13 protein-coding genes are annotated in these 15,225 nt (G+C 69.5%); 10 read left to right on the top strand and 3 right to left on the bottom strand.

Translation table 11 applies throughout. The features are described 5' to 3' along the window. The first annotated feature begins 1 nt into the window (after position 1). Positions 2–2,308, top strand: a complete 2,307-nt coding sequence (gene purL / locus ACYVHG_RS06330; RefSeq protein ID WP_461166553.1) for a phosphoribosylformylglycinamidine synthase subunit PurL — start codon at positions 2–4, stop codon at positions 2,306–2,308. Beyond that, on the top strand, positions 2,308–3,696 hold the full coding sequence (locus ACYVHG_RS06325) for an amino acid permease (RefSeq protein WP_461166552.1): 1,389 nt from the start codon (positions 2,308–2,310) through the stop codon (positions 3,694–3,696). Before purL ends, ACYVHG_RS06325 begins: the two co-directional genes overlap by 1 nt. On the opposite strand, the gene ACYVHG_RS06320 is transcribed toward ACYVHG_RS06325, so the two are convergent. Then, entirely contained in the window at positions 3,666–5,000 is a 1,335-nt protein-coding gene (locus ACYVHG_RS06320) for a diguanylate cyclase domain-containing protein (protein ID WP_461166551.1), read from the bottom strand. The two genes, ACYVHG_RS06325 and ACYVHG_RS06320, sit on opposite strands and share 31 nt — an antisense overlap. A gap of 64 nt (positions 5,001–5,064) precedes the next feature. Between ACYVHG_RS06320 and ACYVHG_RS06315 the strand changes: the two genes are divergently transcribed. The 6 genes from ACYVHG_RS06315 to ACYVHG_RS06290 all read left to right on the top strand — a co-directional run bounded on the left by ACYVHG_RS06315 (position 5,065) and on the right by ACYVHG_RS06290 (position 10,275). Then, positions 5,065–5,901: an SAM-dependent methyltransferase gene (locus tag ACYVHG_RS06315; RefSeq protein ID WP_461166550.1), complete on the top strand. Its 837-nt coding sequence runs from the start codon at positions 5,065–5,067 to the stop codon at positions 5,899–5,901. Between the two features lie 99 nt (positions 5,902–6,000). Continuing rightward, positions 6,001–7,143 (top strand): sensor histidine kinase, encoded by a 1,143-nt coding sequence (locus ACYVHG_RS06310; protein WP_461166549.1) that lies wholly within the window; start codon positions 6,001–6,003, stop codon positions 7,141–7,143. Then, positions 7,140–7,787 carry a response regulator gene (locus ACYVHG_RS06305; RefSeq protein ID WP_461166548.1) on the top strand — a complete coding sequence of 216 codons (648 nt, stop codon included), beginning with the start codon at positions 7,140–7,142 and terminating at the stop codon, positions 7,785–7,787. The genes ACYVHG_RS06310 and ACYVHG_RS06305 overlap by 4 nt, the downstream gene beginning before the upstream one ends. 72 nt (positions 7,788–7,859) lie before the next feature. After that, complete coding sequence (locus ACYVHG_RS06300) at positions 7,860–8,762, top strand: ABC transporter ATP-binding protein (protein WP_461166547.1); 903 nt, start codon at positions 7,860–7,862, stop codon at positions 8,760–8,762. After that, positions 8,759–9,526 (top strand): ABC transporter permease, encoded by a 768-nt coding sequence (locus tag ACYVHG_RS06295; protein WP_461166546.1) that lies wholly within the window; start codon positions 8,759–8,761, stop codon positions 9,524–9,526. The genes ACYVHG_RS06300 and ACYVHG_RS06295 overlap by 4 nt, the downstream gene beginning before the upstream one ends. Beyond that, a complete protein-coding gene (locus ACYVHG_RS06290; RefSeq protein ID WP_461166545.1) occupies positions 9,523–10,275 on the top strand; it encodes an ABC transporter permease in 753 nt (250 codons plus the stop codon). Before ACYVHG_RS06295 ends, ACYVHG_RS06290 begins: the two co-directional genes overlap by 4 nt. Before the next feature lie 7 nt (positions 10,276–10,282). Here the strand turns inward: ACYVHG_RS06290 and ACYVHG_RS06285 are convergent, their stop codons facing one another. Next, positions 10,283–11,791 (bottom strand): glutamate-cysteine ligase family protein, encoded by a 1,509-nt coding sequence (locus ACYVHG_RS06285; protein ID WP_461166544.1) that lies wholly within the window; start codon positions 11,789–11,791, stop codon positions 10,283–10,285. An 84-nt stretch (positions 11,792–11,875) separates the two neighbouring features. Continuing rightward, complete coding sequence (locus ACYVHG_RS06280) at positions 11,876–12,256, bottom strand: sterol carrier family protein (protein WP_461166543.1); 381 nt, start codon at positions 12,254–12,256, stop codon at positions 11,876–11,878. 143 nt (positions 12,257–12,399) lie between these two features. Between ACYVHG_RS06280 and purF the strand changes: the two genes are divergently transcribed. Next, the gene (purF, locus tag ACYVHG_RS06275) at positions 12,400–13,968 is read left to right on the top strand and encodes an amidophosphoribosyltransferase (RefSeq protein ID WP_461166542.1); all 1,569 of its coding nucleotides are present in this window, start codon (positions 12,400–12,402) and stop codon (positions 13,966–13,968) included. A gap of 120 nt (positions 13,969–14,088) precedes the next feature. Further along, positions 14,089–15,165, top strand: a complete 1,077-nt coding sequence (gene purM / locus ACYVHG_RS06270; RefSeq protein WP_461166541.1) for a phosphoribosylformylglycinamidine cyclo-ligase — start codon at positions 14,089–14,091, stop codon at positions 15,163–15,165. Positions 15,166–15,225 lie beyond the last annotated feature (60 nt).

The following is a 15,225-nucleotide window of genomic DNA, read 5'->3' as shown; positions in this document are numbered from 1 at the left end:
CGTGCACGTAGACACGGTCACCCACGCCGCCGCCACGCCCGATCTCGACCAGCCGTACCGCGAGCTCGGGCTCAAGGACGACGAGTACCAGCGAATCCGCGAGATCCTCGGCCGCCGGCCCACGGACGCCGAACTCGCCATGTACTCGGTGATGTGGTCCGAGCACTGCTCCTACAAGAGCTCGAAGGTGCACCTGCGCTACTTCGGCGAGACCACCACCGACGAGATGCGCGAGGTGATGCTCGCCGGGATCGGTGAGAACGCCGGCGTGGTGGACATCGGTGACGGCTGGGCCGTCACCTTCAAGGTGGAATCGCACAACCACCCGTCCTACGTCGAGCCGTACCAGGGCGCCGCGACCGGTGTCGGCGGCATCGTCCGCGACATCATGGCCATGGGCGCCCGGCCGATCGCGGTGATGGACCAACTGCGCTTCGGTCCCGCCGACGCCCCCGACACCCGCCGCGTACTCGACGGCGTGGTCCGCGGAGTGGGCGGATACGGCAACTCCCTGGGCCTGCCGAATGTGGGCGGTGAGACCGTCTTCGACGCCTCCTACGCCGGTAACCCGCTGGTCAACGCGCTGTGTGCGGGTGTCTTGCGCACCGAGGACCTGCACCTGGCCTTCGCCTCCGGCGCCGGCAACAAGATCATCCTGTTCGGCGCCCGCACCGGCCTCGACGGCATCGGCGGAGTCTCCGTGCTCGCCTCCGAGACCTTCGAGGAGGGGAGCAAGCCCAGGAAGCTGCCCGCCGTTCAGGTCGGAGACCCGTTCACCGAGAAGGTACTCATCGAGTGCTGCCTCGATCTGTACCGGGAGAAGCTGGTGGTCGGCATCCAGGACCTCGGCGGCGCCGGGCTGTCCTGCGCCACGTCCGAGCTGGCCGCGGCCGGCGACGGCGGCATGCTCATCGACCTCGACCAGGTGGCCTGCCGCGCGGAGGGCATGACCGCCGCCGAGATCCTCTCCTCCGAGTCGCAGGAGCGCATGTGTGCGGTGGTGACCCCGGAGAACGTCGACGCGTTCATGGCCGTGTGCGCCAAGTGGGACGTGCTGGCCACCGTGATCGGCGAGGTCACCGACGGTGAGCGCCTGGAGATCACCTTCCGCGGCGAGACGGTGGTCGACGCCCCGCCGCGCACCATCGCCCACGACGGCCCCGTCTACCACCGGCCGGTCGCCCGCCCCGACTTCATGGACGCGGTGGTCGCGGACACCACCGCAGGGCTGCGCCGTCCCGCCTCCGACGACGAGCTGCGCGCCACCGCGCTGAAGATGCTCGCCTCCCCGGCACTGTGCTCGCGCAAGTTCATCACCGAGCAGTACGACCGGTACGTCCGCGGCAACACCGTCCTGGCCGAGAACGCCGACGGCGCGGTGATCCGCATCGACGAGAGCACCCAGCGCGGGATCGCGCTGTCCACCGATGCCTCGGGTCGCTACACGTACCTCGACCCGTACACCGGCGGCAAGCTCGCGCTGGCCGAGGCGTACCGCAACGTCGCGGTCACCGGTGCCACCCCGAAGGCCGTCACCGACTGCTTGAACTTCGGCTCCCCCGAGGACCCGGGCGTGATGTGGCAGTTCCAGCAGGCCGTGCACGGGATCGCCGACGGCTGCGTGGAACTGGGCATCCCGGTGACGGGCGGCAACGTCAGCTTCTACAACCAGACCGGTGCCACCGCGATCCTCCCGACCCCGGTGATCGGTGTGCTCGGCGTGATCGACGATGTCCGCCGCCGCATCCCGACGGGGCTGGGCACCGAGCCCGGAGAGACCCTCTACCTGCTGGGCGAGACCCGCGACGAGTTCGACGGCTCGATCTGGGCCCAGGTCGAGCACGATCACCTCGGTGGCGTGCCGCCGCAGGTGGACCTGCAGCGCGAGAAACTGCTCGGCGAAGTGCTCACCGCCGCCTCCCGCGACGGCCTGATCTCGGCCGCGCACGATCTCTCCGAGGGCGGACTGTGGCAGGCCGTGGTCGAGGGGGCACTCGCCGGGGAGACCGGCTGCCGGCTGCTGCTCGACGGTGCCGGTGTCCCGGCTGCCGATGGGGCTGCCGACGGGGAGGCGCTCAGCGCGTTCGTGCAGTTGTTCTCCGAGTCGTCCGGGCGTGTGCTGGTGGCCGTCCCGCGCACCGAGGAGACCCGGTTCGCCGCGATGTGCGCCGCCCGTGGACTGCCCGCCGCCCGGATCGGCGTGGTCGATCAGGGCAGCGACTCGGTCGAGGTCCAGGGCCGTTTCACCGTGACCCTCGCGGACCTGCGGGCCGCGCACGAGGGCACCCTACCGGCGCTGTTCGGCTGATGGCGGCATCGTCGGCCGAGCTATCGCCCCGCACCGAGGAACGACTGCACGCGGGCCTGCGGGCCCGGCACCTGATCATGATGAGCCTCGGCTCCGCGATCGGCGCCGGGCTGTTCGTGGGCGCCGGTAAGGGCATCGCACTGGCCGGTCCGGCGGTGCTCGTCGCCTACGCGCTGGCCGGTGTCGTGGTGATCGCCGTGATGCGGATGCTCGGCGAGATGGTCGCCGCGGACCCGAACCCCGGTGCCTTCTCGTACTACGCCGGCCGGGCGCTCGGCCCCGGCGCGGGGTTCGCCGTCGGCTGGCTGTGGTGGGTCCAGTTGTGCCTGGTGGTCGCCGCCGAGGCGGTGGCCGCCGCCGCGATCCTCAACGGGCTGTTGCCCGGTGGGCCACCGGTGTGGGTGTGGGCGCTGATCTTCATGACCGCCCTGACCGCGCTGAACCTGACCGCGGTCCGGGGGTTCGGCGAGTTCGAGTTCTGGTTCTCGCTGATCAAGGTGATCTTCGTGACGCTGTTCCTGATCGTCGGCGTGGGCTTCCTGCTCGGCTGGACGTCGGCACCGTCGCCCGGACTGGGCAATCTCACCGAGTTCGCCCCGCACGGCGCCGGCGGTGTGGTGGCCGCGCTACTGGTGGTGATCTTCGCCTTCGGCGGCATCGAGATCGTGGCGGTGGCCGCCGCCGAGACCCGCGATCCGGAGCATGCGGTGGGCCGGGCGATCCGCGCCACCGTCTGGCGGATCCTGGTGTTCTACGTGGGCAGCGTCGCCGTCATCCTGCTGGCCCTGCCGTGGGATTCGAAGGCCGTCGCCGAGAAGCCCTTCGTCGCCGTGCTGGACGCCGCGGGCCTGCCGGCCGTGGGCGCCACGCTCGGTGTGGTGATCGTGGTGGCACTGCTCAGCTCGCTCAACGCGAACCTCTACGGCAGCTCGCGCATGCTGTACTCGCTGGCCGAGCGGCGCATGGCCCCGGCCGCCGCGGCGCGGGCCACCGGTTCCGGTGTGCCGGTGACAGCGGTGCTGGCGAGTTCGGTGATCGGCTTCCTCGCGGTCCCGGCGACGTACCTGTGGGGCGCCGAGGTGCTCGACCGGCTCCTGGCCGTCGTCGGTTCCACGCTGATCGTCACCTGGCTCGCGACCATCGGCTCGCAGATCGTGCTGCGCCGTCGCGCCGAACGGGACGGCACGGCGCTGCCGTTGAGGATGTGGGGCCACCCGTACCTGTCGTGGGCGGTGCTGGTGCTGCTGCTGGTCATCGTGACGGCCGCCGTCTGCAACGCCGACGTCCGCAGTCAAGTGCTCTCCACCGCCGCGGTGGTACTGGCGCTGTGGCTGGCCGGTGCGGTGCACGCCAGGATTCAGGCCCGGCGCGCCTCCTTGGACCGGTAGAGCCCGGCGTCCGCGGCCGCGATCAGGGTCTCGATCGTGGCCTGCTGCGGGGTCGCGACGGTGGTGCCGATGCTGGCGCCCACTCGTACCGGCAGGGGACGAGGTCCGACCCCGTCGGCCGCGGGGAGTTCCAGCGGTGTCGACAGGGCCCGGTGCAGCAGTTCGGCCGCGTCCTGCGGACGGAAGGGCTGTGGCACCAGGACCGCGAACTCGTCACCACCGACCCGGTACAGGGTGCCGGTGCCGCCGAGGATCGACCGCATCCGGTGCGCGGCGGCGACCAGGAGCTGATCGCCCGCGGCGTGCCCGAGACGGTCGTTGAAGTGCTTGAAGCCGTCCAGGTCGATCAGGCAGAAGCCGAACGGGACCGGCGGCATGGCATCGAGATCGTCGGTCAATCGCCGGCGGTTCGGCAGCCCCGTCAACGCGTCGTGATGCGCGAGGTGGCTGAGTTGGGCGTGCAGCTCCTGCAGTTCGGTCACATCGTGACCGACCCCCACGATGAGTGCGGGCCGGTCGTCCCGGGAGCGGACCCGGTTCAGTGCCCACCGTCCGACGGTGCTGCCCACCGTCCCGCCTCCGGCGTGCAGGCGGGGGTGTTCGAGGAACCGGGTGACGGTGTCGTCGTCGGCCTCGATCAGCTCGCGGAGCACCCGGTCGACGGTGGCGGGATCGTCGTTGAGCAGGGGCCGGACGTCGTCGGCGCGGGCACCCACCAGATCGCGGTTGGCGTCGATCACCATCGCCATCACCGGGCTGACCTCCAGCAGGGTGCCCCGTTCGTCGGCCACGAACAGAGCCGAGCGGGCGTGCTCGAACATCACCCGCAGCCGCGCCAGCGCCTGCCGTTCCCCCTCGACCGCGGTGCGCCGGGCGGCGTCGGTGGCGCGGTGCACACCGGCCTGGCCGTCGACGATCCGGCGGGCGGACGCGTCGGCGTATCCGCCGGTGAACTCGGCCAGGATCAGTGCGGTGCGGCGGCGGACCTCCGTGGACGGATCGGGGATCAGTGCGTCGGCCAGTCCGGCGATCGACCGGGCCGCGGCGGCGGCCGCCTCGGCCGCGGTGATCTGCAATGAGACCAGGACCCGCCCGAACTCACGGCCGGCGTCCGGGGAGAAGTCCTCGGCGGTGAGCGCCGCGATCACGCCCTCGAAAGCCGTCGCCAGCGCGGACCGGCAGACCGCGGCGGGAAAGGGGAGGTACACCACGTCGGCGATCGAGGTGAGGTAGTCGTCCACCAACAGTGCCACCACGGATTCACCGCGAGCCAGGCCACGCAGGGGTGAGGGGCGATCGGTCATCCGCACCTCCTCACCTCACATTCGCAGCCTAATGGCAACGTCCGTTGGCTACAGTGAATAGAGCATGACAGAACAGCAGACACCGTCGCACCGCAGGACGTCCGGACCGCGCTCGCTGGACGTCGATCGCCCGAACGTGGCCCGGATGTACGACTACTTCCTCGGCGGGGTCAGCTACACACCGGTGGATCGCGACGCGGGCGAGCGGATCGGCGCCAGGGCCCCGCACTGGCTCATCGGGGCCCGGCTGAACAGGGCGTTCGTGCGGCGCGCGGTCCAGACGATGTCCGTCGCCGGGATCGACCAGTTCCTCGACCTCGGTTCCGGCATCCCGACCGCGGGCAACGTCCACGAGCTGGCCCGCAGTCTCAACCCGGCGGCGAAGGTGGTGTACGTCGACAACGAGCCGGTGGCCTACGAGATGGCGCGGCAGATGCTCGACGGTGATCCTGATGCGGCGATCCTGAACGCCGACCTGCGGGACTGCGATGCCGTGCTCGGACACCCGGCGACGCGCGAGCTGATCGACTTCTCCCGGCCGGTGGGCCTGCTGGCCGTCGGCGTGCTGCTGTTCCTGTCCGACGAGGACGATCCGGGGACGGTGCTCGGCCGCTACCGCGAGCACCTGGTGCCGGGGAGCTACCTGGCGCTCTCGCAGGCCACCGACGACTGCCCGGACGAGGAGGTCGCCGCTGAAGTGCAATGGGTGCGCGGGCAGTACGAGCAGACCGCGGACCGGTTGCACCTCCGCTCGAAGCAGCAGATCGAGCAGTGGTTCGACGGGACCGAGCTGGTGGCACCCGGGCTGGTGCGGTACGGCCGCTGGCGGCCCGAGTTCCCGCTCACCCCGGAGCAGTTGCGGTGCAGCTACGGGTACGTGGGGCTGGGCCGGATCGTGTGAGAGCCTCGGCGCGGACGGGCGCAACGCCGCCCTCACCCGCTCGGAGGTGGGCGGGTTTTGGCCGTCGTTCCCGGCCGGGAAACGGGTAGCGTCCAGGATGTGCTTTCGCTCCTGGCGTACCTCGGCGAAGTCATCCCTGTCGCCGTGTTCCTCTACAACCTGCCCGTCCAGGGCTTTCCCGGCATGCCCGAACTGTTGCTGCCGGTGATGCTGTGCTTCCCCTACATGTTCCTGCATCGTCGGCGACCGCTGATCGCGTTCCTCGTGGTCGGCGCCACCGCATACGTGCAACTCGCGGCCGGGATCGGGCTGCTGGTAGCCGACGTGATGCTGCTGCTCGCGCTCTATCGCGTGGCCCGAGCGGATTCGTGGCGACGATCCGTACCCACGACTGCGGCCGTGGTGATCTGGGCGTTGTTGATCGCACTGCCGGCCCGTACCGAGAACGGCTGGTCGATCGGGGACGTGGCGCTTGTGGCCCTCCTGCCGGTGCTCGCATGGTTGCTCGGGTCGCTGTCCCAGACGCGCCACCGGTACGTGCTGAGTCTGGAGGAACGAGCTCGCCAGGCCGAACGGGAGCAGGAGATCCGTGCCCGAGTGGCCGTGATCGAGGAACGCACCAGGATCGCCCGCGAACTCCACGACATCGTCTCGCACGGTCTGAGCGCCATCGTCCTACTGGCGGACGGGGCCGCATCGGTGGTCCGCAAGGATCCTGAAGTGGCGGCCCGGACGATGCGGACGGTGAGCAGTACCGGGCGTACAGCGATGGCGGAGATGCGTTCCATGCTCTTGGTGCTGCGCGCCGACGGCGTGGACGAGGGCACACCGGCACCGGGCCTGAAAGACCTCGACGCCTTGATCGATCAGTCCCGCACCGTGGGAGTTCCGGTGACGATGCAGGTCACTGGGACACCGGTTCCCATCGGCGGGGGAGCCGAACTGGCCGTCTACCGGATGATCCAGGAGGCACTGACCAACGTGCGCAAGCACGCAGAGGCGGCGACAGCGGTACAGGTGGCCGTGCAGTGGGGTAGCGACGAACTCGCCATTGAGATCACCGATGACGGCGAGCGCGATCTCCGGGGCAATGGTGAGGACGTTGCAGTGGAGGGCTTGGGCCTGACCGGAATGAGGGAGCGGGTGACGGCGCAGGGAGGGATGGTGGAGTTCTCCCGCCCCCTGTCGGGCGGATTCCGGATACGCGCCGGGTTGCCGATCGCCGGAGGCGAACTCGGATGACGATTCGCGTTGTGCTGGTGGATGATCAGGAGCTCGTTCGCGCGGGCTTGCGAATGGTGTTGGAATCGCGCGACATCGAGGTGGTGGGCGAGGCCGCCGACGGCCGGGAAGCACTCGGCGTGGTGCGGCGGGTCCGGCCGGACGTCGTGCTGATGGACATCCAGATGCCGGTGATGAACGGGGTCGCGGCGACCGGAGAGCTGTGCTCCGGCGACGCCCCTCCGAAGGTTCTGGTACTGACCACTTTCGACCTCGACGAGTACGTCTTCCACGCACTGAAGAACGGGGCGAGCGGCTACCTCCTCAAGGACGGGACAGCCGATGAACTGGCGGCGTCGATCAGGCACGTCGCCGCCGGCGATGCGGTGGTGGCACCCAGTACGACCAGGCGGCTGATCGAGCACTTCACCCGGAGAGGCGTCACCTTCTCCCCTCCGCCGGACCTATCGGATCTGACCTCCCGGGAAGTGCAGGTGCTGCGACTGGTCGCCACCGGGCTGTCGAATGCGGAGATCGCGGAACATCTGGCGATAGCGGAGATTACCGTGAAGGTCCACGTCAGCCGGGTACTCGCCAAGCTCAAGGTGCGCGATCGCACCCAGGCGGTCATCGTCGCGTACGAGACCGGCCTCGTCGGCGGGTAATACTCGGGTATAGGTGGTGGATTCCCACTTCGGGGGGACGACGCGCGGCATCGGCGGCGTGACGATGGTGGCATGGACGTTGTGAGTACCCGAGGCCTGGGAAAGAGCTACGGCTCGACGACCGTCGTCGAGGATCTGAACCTCCGTGTGCCGCAGGGCTGCGTGTACGGATTCCTCGGCCCCAACGGCGCCGGTAAGTCGACCACGATGAAGATGCTCCTGTCGCTGATCCAGCCCTCCTGCGGGGAGATCCGGATCTTCGGCCGGGAGATGACCCGTTCGACACGGCGAGAGCAGCTCGCCCGGATCGGCTCGCTCATCGAGACTCCCCCCGGGTACGGACATCTGACCGGGGCTGAGAACCTTCGCATCGTTCAGCGATCCCTCGGTCTGCGCGACGACCAGATCGCGGGAGCGGTGCGCACCGTCCGGCTGCAGGAGCAATTGGAGAAGAAGGTGCGCAACTACTCGTTGGGTATGAAGCAGCGCCTGGGCATCGCCATGGCGTTGGCCCGGGAACCGCAACTGCTCATCCTCGATGAGCCGACCAACGGGCTCGACCCAGCAGGAATCGAGGAGATCCGCGGACTGCTGCGCCACCTCGCTGATCGGGGTGTCACGGTGGTGGTCTCGAGTCATCTGCTCGGAGAGATCGACCGGACCGCGGATGTGCTGGGCATCCTGAACGCGGGACGCATGATCTTCCAGGGGACGCGCGCGGACCTGATGGCCGCGACGGTCCCGGACGTGCTCGTCGAGACGATGGATCCTGCGGCCGCTGCGGAGACCCTGCGGGAGAAGATCCCCGCGCGGATCGACGGGCGAACCCTGCGACTGCCCGGCATCGATGATCGCAGTACTGCTCGCGTGGTGGCGGACCTGGCCGGGGCCGGTGTCGGTGTCTTCGGGGTCCGGCGGGATGAACAATCACTCGAAGACGTGTTCATGAGCCTCACCGGCGGGGCGCGATCATGACCGCGGCCCTGGGTGGTTCGGCGGTGCTGCGCAACGAGTTCGCCAAGTTCCGCCGTCTCCGTCTCGGCGCGATCGCCGCGGTGCTGCTGCTGGGAGTCACGGGTCTGACGGCGATCGGGATGGTCGGCGGTACGTCCGGGGAGGGGGTGCAGGCGTTCACGTGGGCGCTGCCTCTCGCCGGTCTCGGCCTCGCCTTCCCGATCGTCGCGCCGTTGTTGATCGCGGTCCTCGCCAGCCGGGCGGTGGAGATCGAACACCAGGGCAACGGTTGGATGCTGAACGCAGGGACCGGTGTCGGACGCGGACAACTGTGTCGCGCGAAGGTGACCAGTGCCGGAGCGCTCGTCGCCGCCGGCACCGTCATCAGTTCCTGCGCGGCGCTCGTCATCGGTCTGTTTCTCGGTGGCACGGGTCGTCCTCCGGTCGGACTGTGGATGGCGTACACGTTCTCGGTGGTGATCATCAACCTCGTCGTGCTGGCGGCTCAGGTCCTGATCGCGGCCCGTGTGGACAACCAACTCATCGGGCTCGGGACCGGGATCGTGGGGACGGTCATCGCGCTGTCCGCCCCGGCGATGCCCCGTGCGCTCGTTCACCTGACGCCGTGGGGCTATTACTCGCTGGTCGAACCGGCGGACTACCAGGGGGATGCAGCGGTGTTCCTCACGCCGTCGTATCCGAGTGTCGTCCTCTTGGCGGTGGTGGCTCTGATCGGCTTCCACACGATCACAGTGCGACTCGATCGGAAGGAATCAGCGGGATGAACGCATTCGTCGTGGAACTCATCAAGTTGCGCCGCTCGCAGGCGTGGGTGGTGGTTGTCGCGTTGCCGGTACTCATCGCGGCCGTCGGCACCTTCAACACCCTCGGCTCCGGCGCCGAACTCGAGAATGGCTGGGACACACTGTGGTTGCGTACCGTGGTCTTCTACGGTCTGTTCCCGCTCCCGCTCGGGATCGCGGTCCTCGCTTCGTTGGTGTGGCGCGGTGAGCACCGTGGTGGGAACTGGAACGCCCTCATGTCCGGCGCGCTTCCGGCGTCGAGGATCGTCGTCGCCAAAGCGGGTACCGTCGCCCTGCTCACCGCCGGAATGCAATCGGTGATGCTTGTGACCGTGGTGGTGATCGGAAAGACGGTCTTCGATCTCCCCGGGATGCTGCCCGCGCGCTACCTCGTGATCGGCGTACTCATCATGGTGGCCTCGGCACCGGTTGCGGCCGTGCAGTCCTGGATGTCGATGTCGTTGCGTTCCTTCGCGGCGCCGATAGCCGTTGCACTGGTGGGGGCCGGGGGCGCCGTCGTCCTGCTCACCGCGAAGGTCCACGCCGCGGTCTTCGTCCTCCCGTACGCACTGGCGGCGCGGGCCACCCAGCTGGCTTCCGGATCGTTCGGCGACAGCGGCACTCTCACCCCGGGAACGGTAATCACCGCGCTGGTGGCGACCGTTCTACTCTCCGCGGTGACACTCGCAGTCGGCGTCGTCTCGCTCGAACGTCGCGAGGTGCACTCCTGATCCGGTCTCACACCTGCCAGGTGTGCACCGGATCGCCCTGGTGCATCAGCTCGACGTAGTCGGCGAGCATCCCGCGCAGGGCCTGCGGACGGGACTCGCCCGCGGCCTCACGCCGGGCGACGGCCGCCCGCTGCCAGGAGGAACCGGTCTGCCGCGCGATGCAGCGGCCCTCGAGCACCTCCAGATACCGCTCGCGGGACTGCGAACCCACACCGTAGGCCTTGAGACCCTCGTCCATCAGCGGCAGCAGCCGCCGCAGCACCAGCTCGTCCGGACGGATCCAGCCCACGTTCGGCCAGTACAGGCCGGCATCGAATCCGTCACGCGCTCCGGAGTGCAGGTTCTCGGTGGCCGCATCGAAACTCATCTGCGTCCAGATCGGACGCTCGGCGTCGACCATCGCCCGCACCACGCCGTAGTAGAACGCCGCGTTCGCCATGGTGTCGACCACCGTCGGGCCGGCGGGCAGTACCCGGTTCTCCACGCGCAGGTGCGCGTGACCGTCGACCACGTCGTACACCGGACGGTTCCACCGGTACACGGTGCCGTTGTGCATCCGCAGCTCCGGCAGTTCCGGCGACTCACCGCGGGCGACCACCTCCAGCGGATCGACGTCACTGCACACCGGCAGCAGGGCCGGGAAGTAGCGGGTGTTCTCCTCGAACAGATCGAAGGTGGAGGTGATCCACCGCTCTCCGAACCACACCCGCGGCCGCACACCCTGATTGCGCAACTCGATCGGACGGGTGTCAGTGGCCTGCTCGAACAGCGGGATCCGGGTCTCGTGCCACAGCGCCCGGCCGGCCAGGAACGGTGAGTTCGCCGCGATCGCCACCTGCACCCCGGCGATCGCCTGCGCGGCGTTCCAGTGCGCGGCGAAATCCTCCGGCGCCACTCGAAGATGCAGCTGCAGGGAGGTGCACGCCGCCTCCGGCAGGATCGTGTCGGAGGTGATGTCGAGCCGCTCGCCGACCACCGCGCCGGGCAACGGAGCACCCTCGATGTCGATCTCGATGTCCTCCCCGCGCGCCGCGAAGACCTGTTCGTTGAGCAGGTCGTAGCGCGGATTCGCGGAGAACCACTGCGCGGCGAAGTGCTCCTCCTCGAGCGTGGGCAGCATCCCGATCATCACCAAGTGGGCGCCGCGTTCCCTCGCTCGGGAATCGGCCCGGTTCAGCGAATCCCGCAGCGCCTGCTCCAGGCCGAAGGTCTGCTGGTCGACGAAGGGACGCGGCGCCACGTTGATCTCGATGTTGAACTGCCCGAGCTCGGTCTGGAAGTCCGGATCGGCGATCGCATCGAGCGCTTCCGCGTTCGCCATCGCCGGCGCCATCTGCGCATCGACGAGGTTCAGCTCCACCTCCATGCCCAGCAGTGGCTGCGGCGGCGCACCGTCATCGGTGAACAGTCCCTCGGAGAGCATCCGGGCGATGGCGTCGGTGCCGCGCTGCACCTGGCGCCGGAACCGCATCCGGTCCTCGCGCGTGAACACCCTTGCCTCGACATCGGCACCCATGGCCGAAGCCTGACAGAAACAGCACGTCGCGTGGGGCGTATTCCGGGCATCCGCGTGTCGGCCGCGCCGTCGTCAGCGCCGTGTTCAGAGCCGCAGGACCGGAAGATGCCGGGCCACCTCAGCGGCGCGGGCGCCACTGGCGGCCAGTTCACCGGCCGTGGTCGCCGTCTCGACGGTGACCATCCCGGTAGCCAGGCGCAGCCACACCCTGGGCGTGCACTCCACCACGTTCGGCGGGGTACCCCGGGTGTGCCGCGGACCGTCGATGCACTGCACCGCCACGAACGGCGGTACCCGTACCTCCACCGACGCGCCCGGAGCGTCCTGCGCCAGCATCCTCGCGGTGGTCCGGACCGCGTCCGCGAGGGCGGCGCGCGGTGGCACCGGGGCGGCGTCGTCGGCCAGCCACTCGGCCACCGCGAGCACCGAGGCGCGCATGTGCGCGGGGTCGATCCGCTTGGCCATCTGCGCTCCGTTCCGGTGGGGTCCGCGCGGCGGCACTCGCCGTCGCTGGAAGAAAGGTACTCGTCGATTCGTTCGATCTGCTCGATCGCACCTACAATCGGGTACAGGTACAGGCCCGCCCCAGCCAGACCCAGGAGTCAGCCGTGCAGCAGCTTCCGCTCACCGTCGTCAATCCCACCGGCACCCCGCTCGATGACGGCGAGGAGAGCGAGCCCCGCGAGGAGTGCGGTGTCTTCGGCGTCTGGGCCACCGGTGAGGACGTCGCGAAACTGTCCTACTACGGCCTGTACGCCCTCCAGCACCGCGGCCAGGAGGCCGCCGGCATCGCCGTGGGCGACGGCCAGCAGGTGCTGGTGTTCAAGGACCTGGGCCTGGTCAGCCAGGTCTTCGACGAGCAGACGCTGAGCTCGATGTCCGGGCACGTGGCGATCGGGCACTGCCGGTACTCCACCACCGGGTCCACCACCTGGGAGAACAGCCAGCCGATCTTCCGCACCACCAGCGCCGGCAACGGCGTCGCGCTCGGTCACAACGGCAACCTGGTCAACACCGCGGAGCTGGCCGACCGCGCCGCGGAGCTGGGTGTCCCCGGTGCCCGCGCCAACGCCGCCACCTCCGATTCGGACATCGTCGGCGCCCTGCTCGCCCATGCGGCCGCCGACCGCACCCTGGAGCAGGCCGCGATGGAGCTGCTGCCCACCCTCCAGGGCGCGTTCTGCCTGACCTTCATGGACGAGCACACCCTGTACGCGGCGCGTGATCCGCACGGCGTGCGCCCACTGTCGCTGGGCCGCCTCGACCGCGGCTGGGTGGTCGCCTCGGAGACCGCCGCCTTCGATATCGTCGGCGCCTCCTTCGTCCGCGACATCGAGCCCGGTGAGCTGCTGGCGATCGACGAGGACGGTGTCCGGTCCACCCGGTTCGCCGAGCCCACCCCGAAGACCTGCATCTTCGAGTACGTGTACCTGGCCCGCCCGGACTCGGTGATCCACGGCCGTTCGGTGCACTCGACCCGCGTGGACATCGGCCGGCGACTCGCCCGTGAGCACCCCGCAGAGGGTGACCTGGTGATCCCGGTCCCCGAATCCGGCACCCCCGCTGCCGTGGGATACGCCCAGGAATCGGGCATCCCCTACGGGCAGGGCCTGATGAAGAACGCCTACGTGGGCCGCACCTTCATCCAGCCCAGCCAGACCATCCGGCAGCTCGGTATCCGGCTCAAGCTCAACCCGCTCAAAGAGGTGATCCGCGGCAAGAAGCTGGTGGTCGTCGACGATTCGATCGTCCGCGGCAACACCCAGCGGGCCCTGATCCGGATGCTCCGCGAGGCCGGTGCCGCCGAGATCCACGTGCGGATCGCCTCCTCGCCGGTGAAGTGGCCGTGCTTCTACGGCATCGACTTCGCCTCCCCGGCCGAACTGATCGCCAACGGCGGCGGTGTCGACTCGATGGAGGCCATGGTCGAATCGGTGCGCGCGGCGATCGGTGCCGACTCGCTGGGCTACATCTCGCTGGAGGAGATGACCGCGGCCACCGAGCACGCGGGGGAGTCGATGTGCCGGGCCTGCTTCGACGGTGTCTACCCGATCCCGCTGCCCGATTCCACGTCCATGGGTAAGGCGGTGCTGGAGAACATGCTCAAGGCCGGTCCGAGCACGGGCGATCCGCTGCGCGCGGAGAACGACAACGCCTCGGCGCTGCGCCGCCCCTGACGTCCGGCCCGCACGCCGCGGGCCCGGAACGTCCCCGGAACGGATCGGTCACGTCGTGCTCCGGTCGCGGTCCGGTCCGGCCGGGCCGCTGACGGGAGGGGTCCGGTAGCCTTACCAGTTGTGACGGATTCCAACTCCCACCCGCCGCAAGGCGCCTCCTACGCCGCTGCCGGAGTCGACATCGAGGCCGGTGACCGGGCCGTCGAACTCTTCAAGCCCCATGCCAAGCGCGCGACCCGCCCCGAGGTTCTCGGAGGCCTGGGCGGCTTCGCCGGCCTGTTCGCGCTCAAGAAGTACCGCGAGCCGGTGCTCGCCGCGTCGACCGACGGTGTGGGCACCAAGATCGCCGTGGCGCAGGCCATGGGCAAGCACGACACCGTCGGCATCGACCTGGTTGCGATGGTCGTCGACGATCTCGTCGTGACCGGCGCCGAGCCGCTGTTCCTGCAGGACTACATCGCGGTCGGCAAGGTGGTCCCGGAGACCGTCGCCGAGCTGGTCGGCGGCATCGCCGAGGGCTGCGTCCGGGCCGGCTGCGCCCTGCTGGGCGGCGAGACCGCCGAGCACCCGGGCCTGATGGCGGACGGCGAGTACGACCTGTCCGCGACCGGTGTCGGCGTGGTCGAGGCCGATGAGGTCCTGGGACCGGACAATGTGCGCGCGGGCGATGTGGTGATCGCCATGAAGAGCTCCGGCCTGCACAGCAACGGCTACAGCCTGGCCCGCAAGGTGCTGCTGGAGTGGGGGCACATGGACCTCGGCGGCTACGTCGAGGAGTTCGGCCGCACCCTCGGTGAGGAACTGCTCGAACCCACCGCGATCTACGCCCTGGACTGCCTGCGACTGGCGCAGGAGACGCAGGTGCGCACGTTCTGCCACGTGACCGGTGGCGGCCTGGAGGCCAACCTCGGACGCGTCATCCCGGAGGGTCTGGTCGCCGAACTCGACCGCGCCACCTGGAGCCCGTCGGCGGTGTTCTCGATGATCGCGCACCGCGGCCGCGTCGAGCAGGCCGAGATGGAGAAGACCTTCAACATGGGCGTCGGCATGGTGGCGATCGTGGCCCCGGAGGACGTCGACCGCGCTCTGGCCGTGCTCACCGCACGCCACATCGACAGCTGGGTGCTGGGATCGATCAAGAAGTCCGACGGTGCCGGGAACCGGGCCGTGCTCAGCGGCTCTCACCCGCGGTTCTGACGAACCGCCTCGTGCGAGACCGGGCCGGTGACCGGCTCCTGCGGTCTCGGCCCCGACGGG

The sequence above is a fragment of the Tsukamurella serpentis genome (genome assembly GCF_054780975.1).
The sequence above is the reverse complement of the archived record's forward strand: the minus strand, read 5'-3'. Positions and strand labels throughout refer to the sequence as shown.

Bases quoted from the DNA above. Each gene is read 5' to 3' on its own strand.
- ACYVHG_RS06325 (WP_461166552.1), top strand. From the start codon at position 2,308: ATGGCGGCATCGTCGGCCGAGCTATCGCCCCGCACCGAGGAACGACTG.
- ACYVHG_RS06320 (WP_461166551.1), bottom strand. From the start codon at position 5,000: ATGACCGATCGCCCCTCACCCCTGCGTGGCCTGGCTCGCGGTGAATCC.
- ACYVHG_RS06315 (WP_461166550.1), top strand. From the start codon at position 5,065: ATGACAGAACAGCAGACACCGTCGCACCGCAGGACGTCCGGACCGCGC.
- ACYVHG_RS06305 (WP_461166548.1), top strand. From the start codon at position 7,140: ATGACGATTCGCGTTGTGCTGGTGGATGATCAGGAGCTCGTTCGCGCG.
- ACYVHG_RS06300 (WP_461166547.1), top strand. From the start codon at position 7,860: ATGGACGTTGTGAGTACCCGAGGCCTGGGAAAGAGCTACGGCTCGACG.
- ACYVHG_RS06295 (WP_461166546.1), top strand. From the start codon at position 8,759: ATGACCGCGGCCCTGGGTGGTTCGGCGGTGCTGCGCAACGAGTTCGCC.
- ACYVHG_RS06290 (WP_461166545.1), top strand. From the start codon at position 9,523: ATGAACGCATTCGTCGTGGAACTCATCAAGTTGCGCCGCTCGCAGGCG.
- ACYVHG_RS06285 (WP_461166544.1), bottom strand. From the start codon at position 11,791: ATGGGTGCCGATGTCGAGGCAAGGGTGTTCACGCGCGAGGACCGGATG.
- ACYVHG_RS06280 (WP_461166543.1), bottom strand. From the start codon at position 12,256: ATGGCCAAGCGGATCGACCCCGCGCACATGCGCGCCTCGGTGCTCGCG.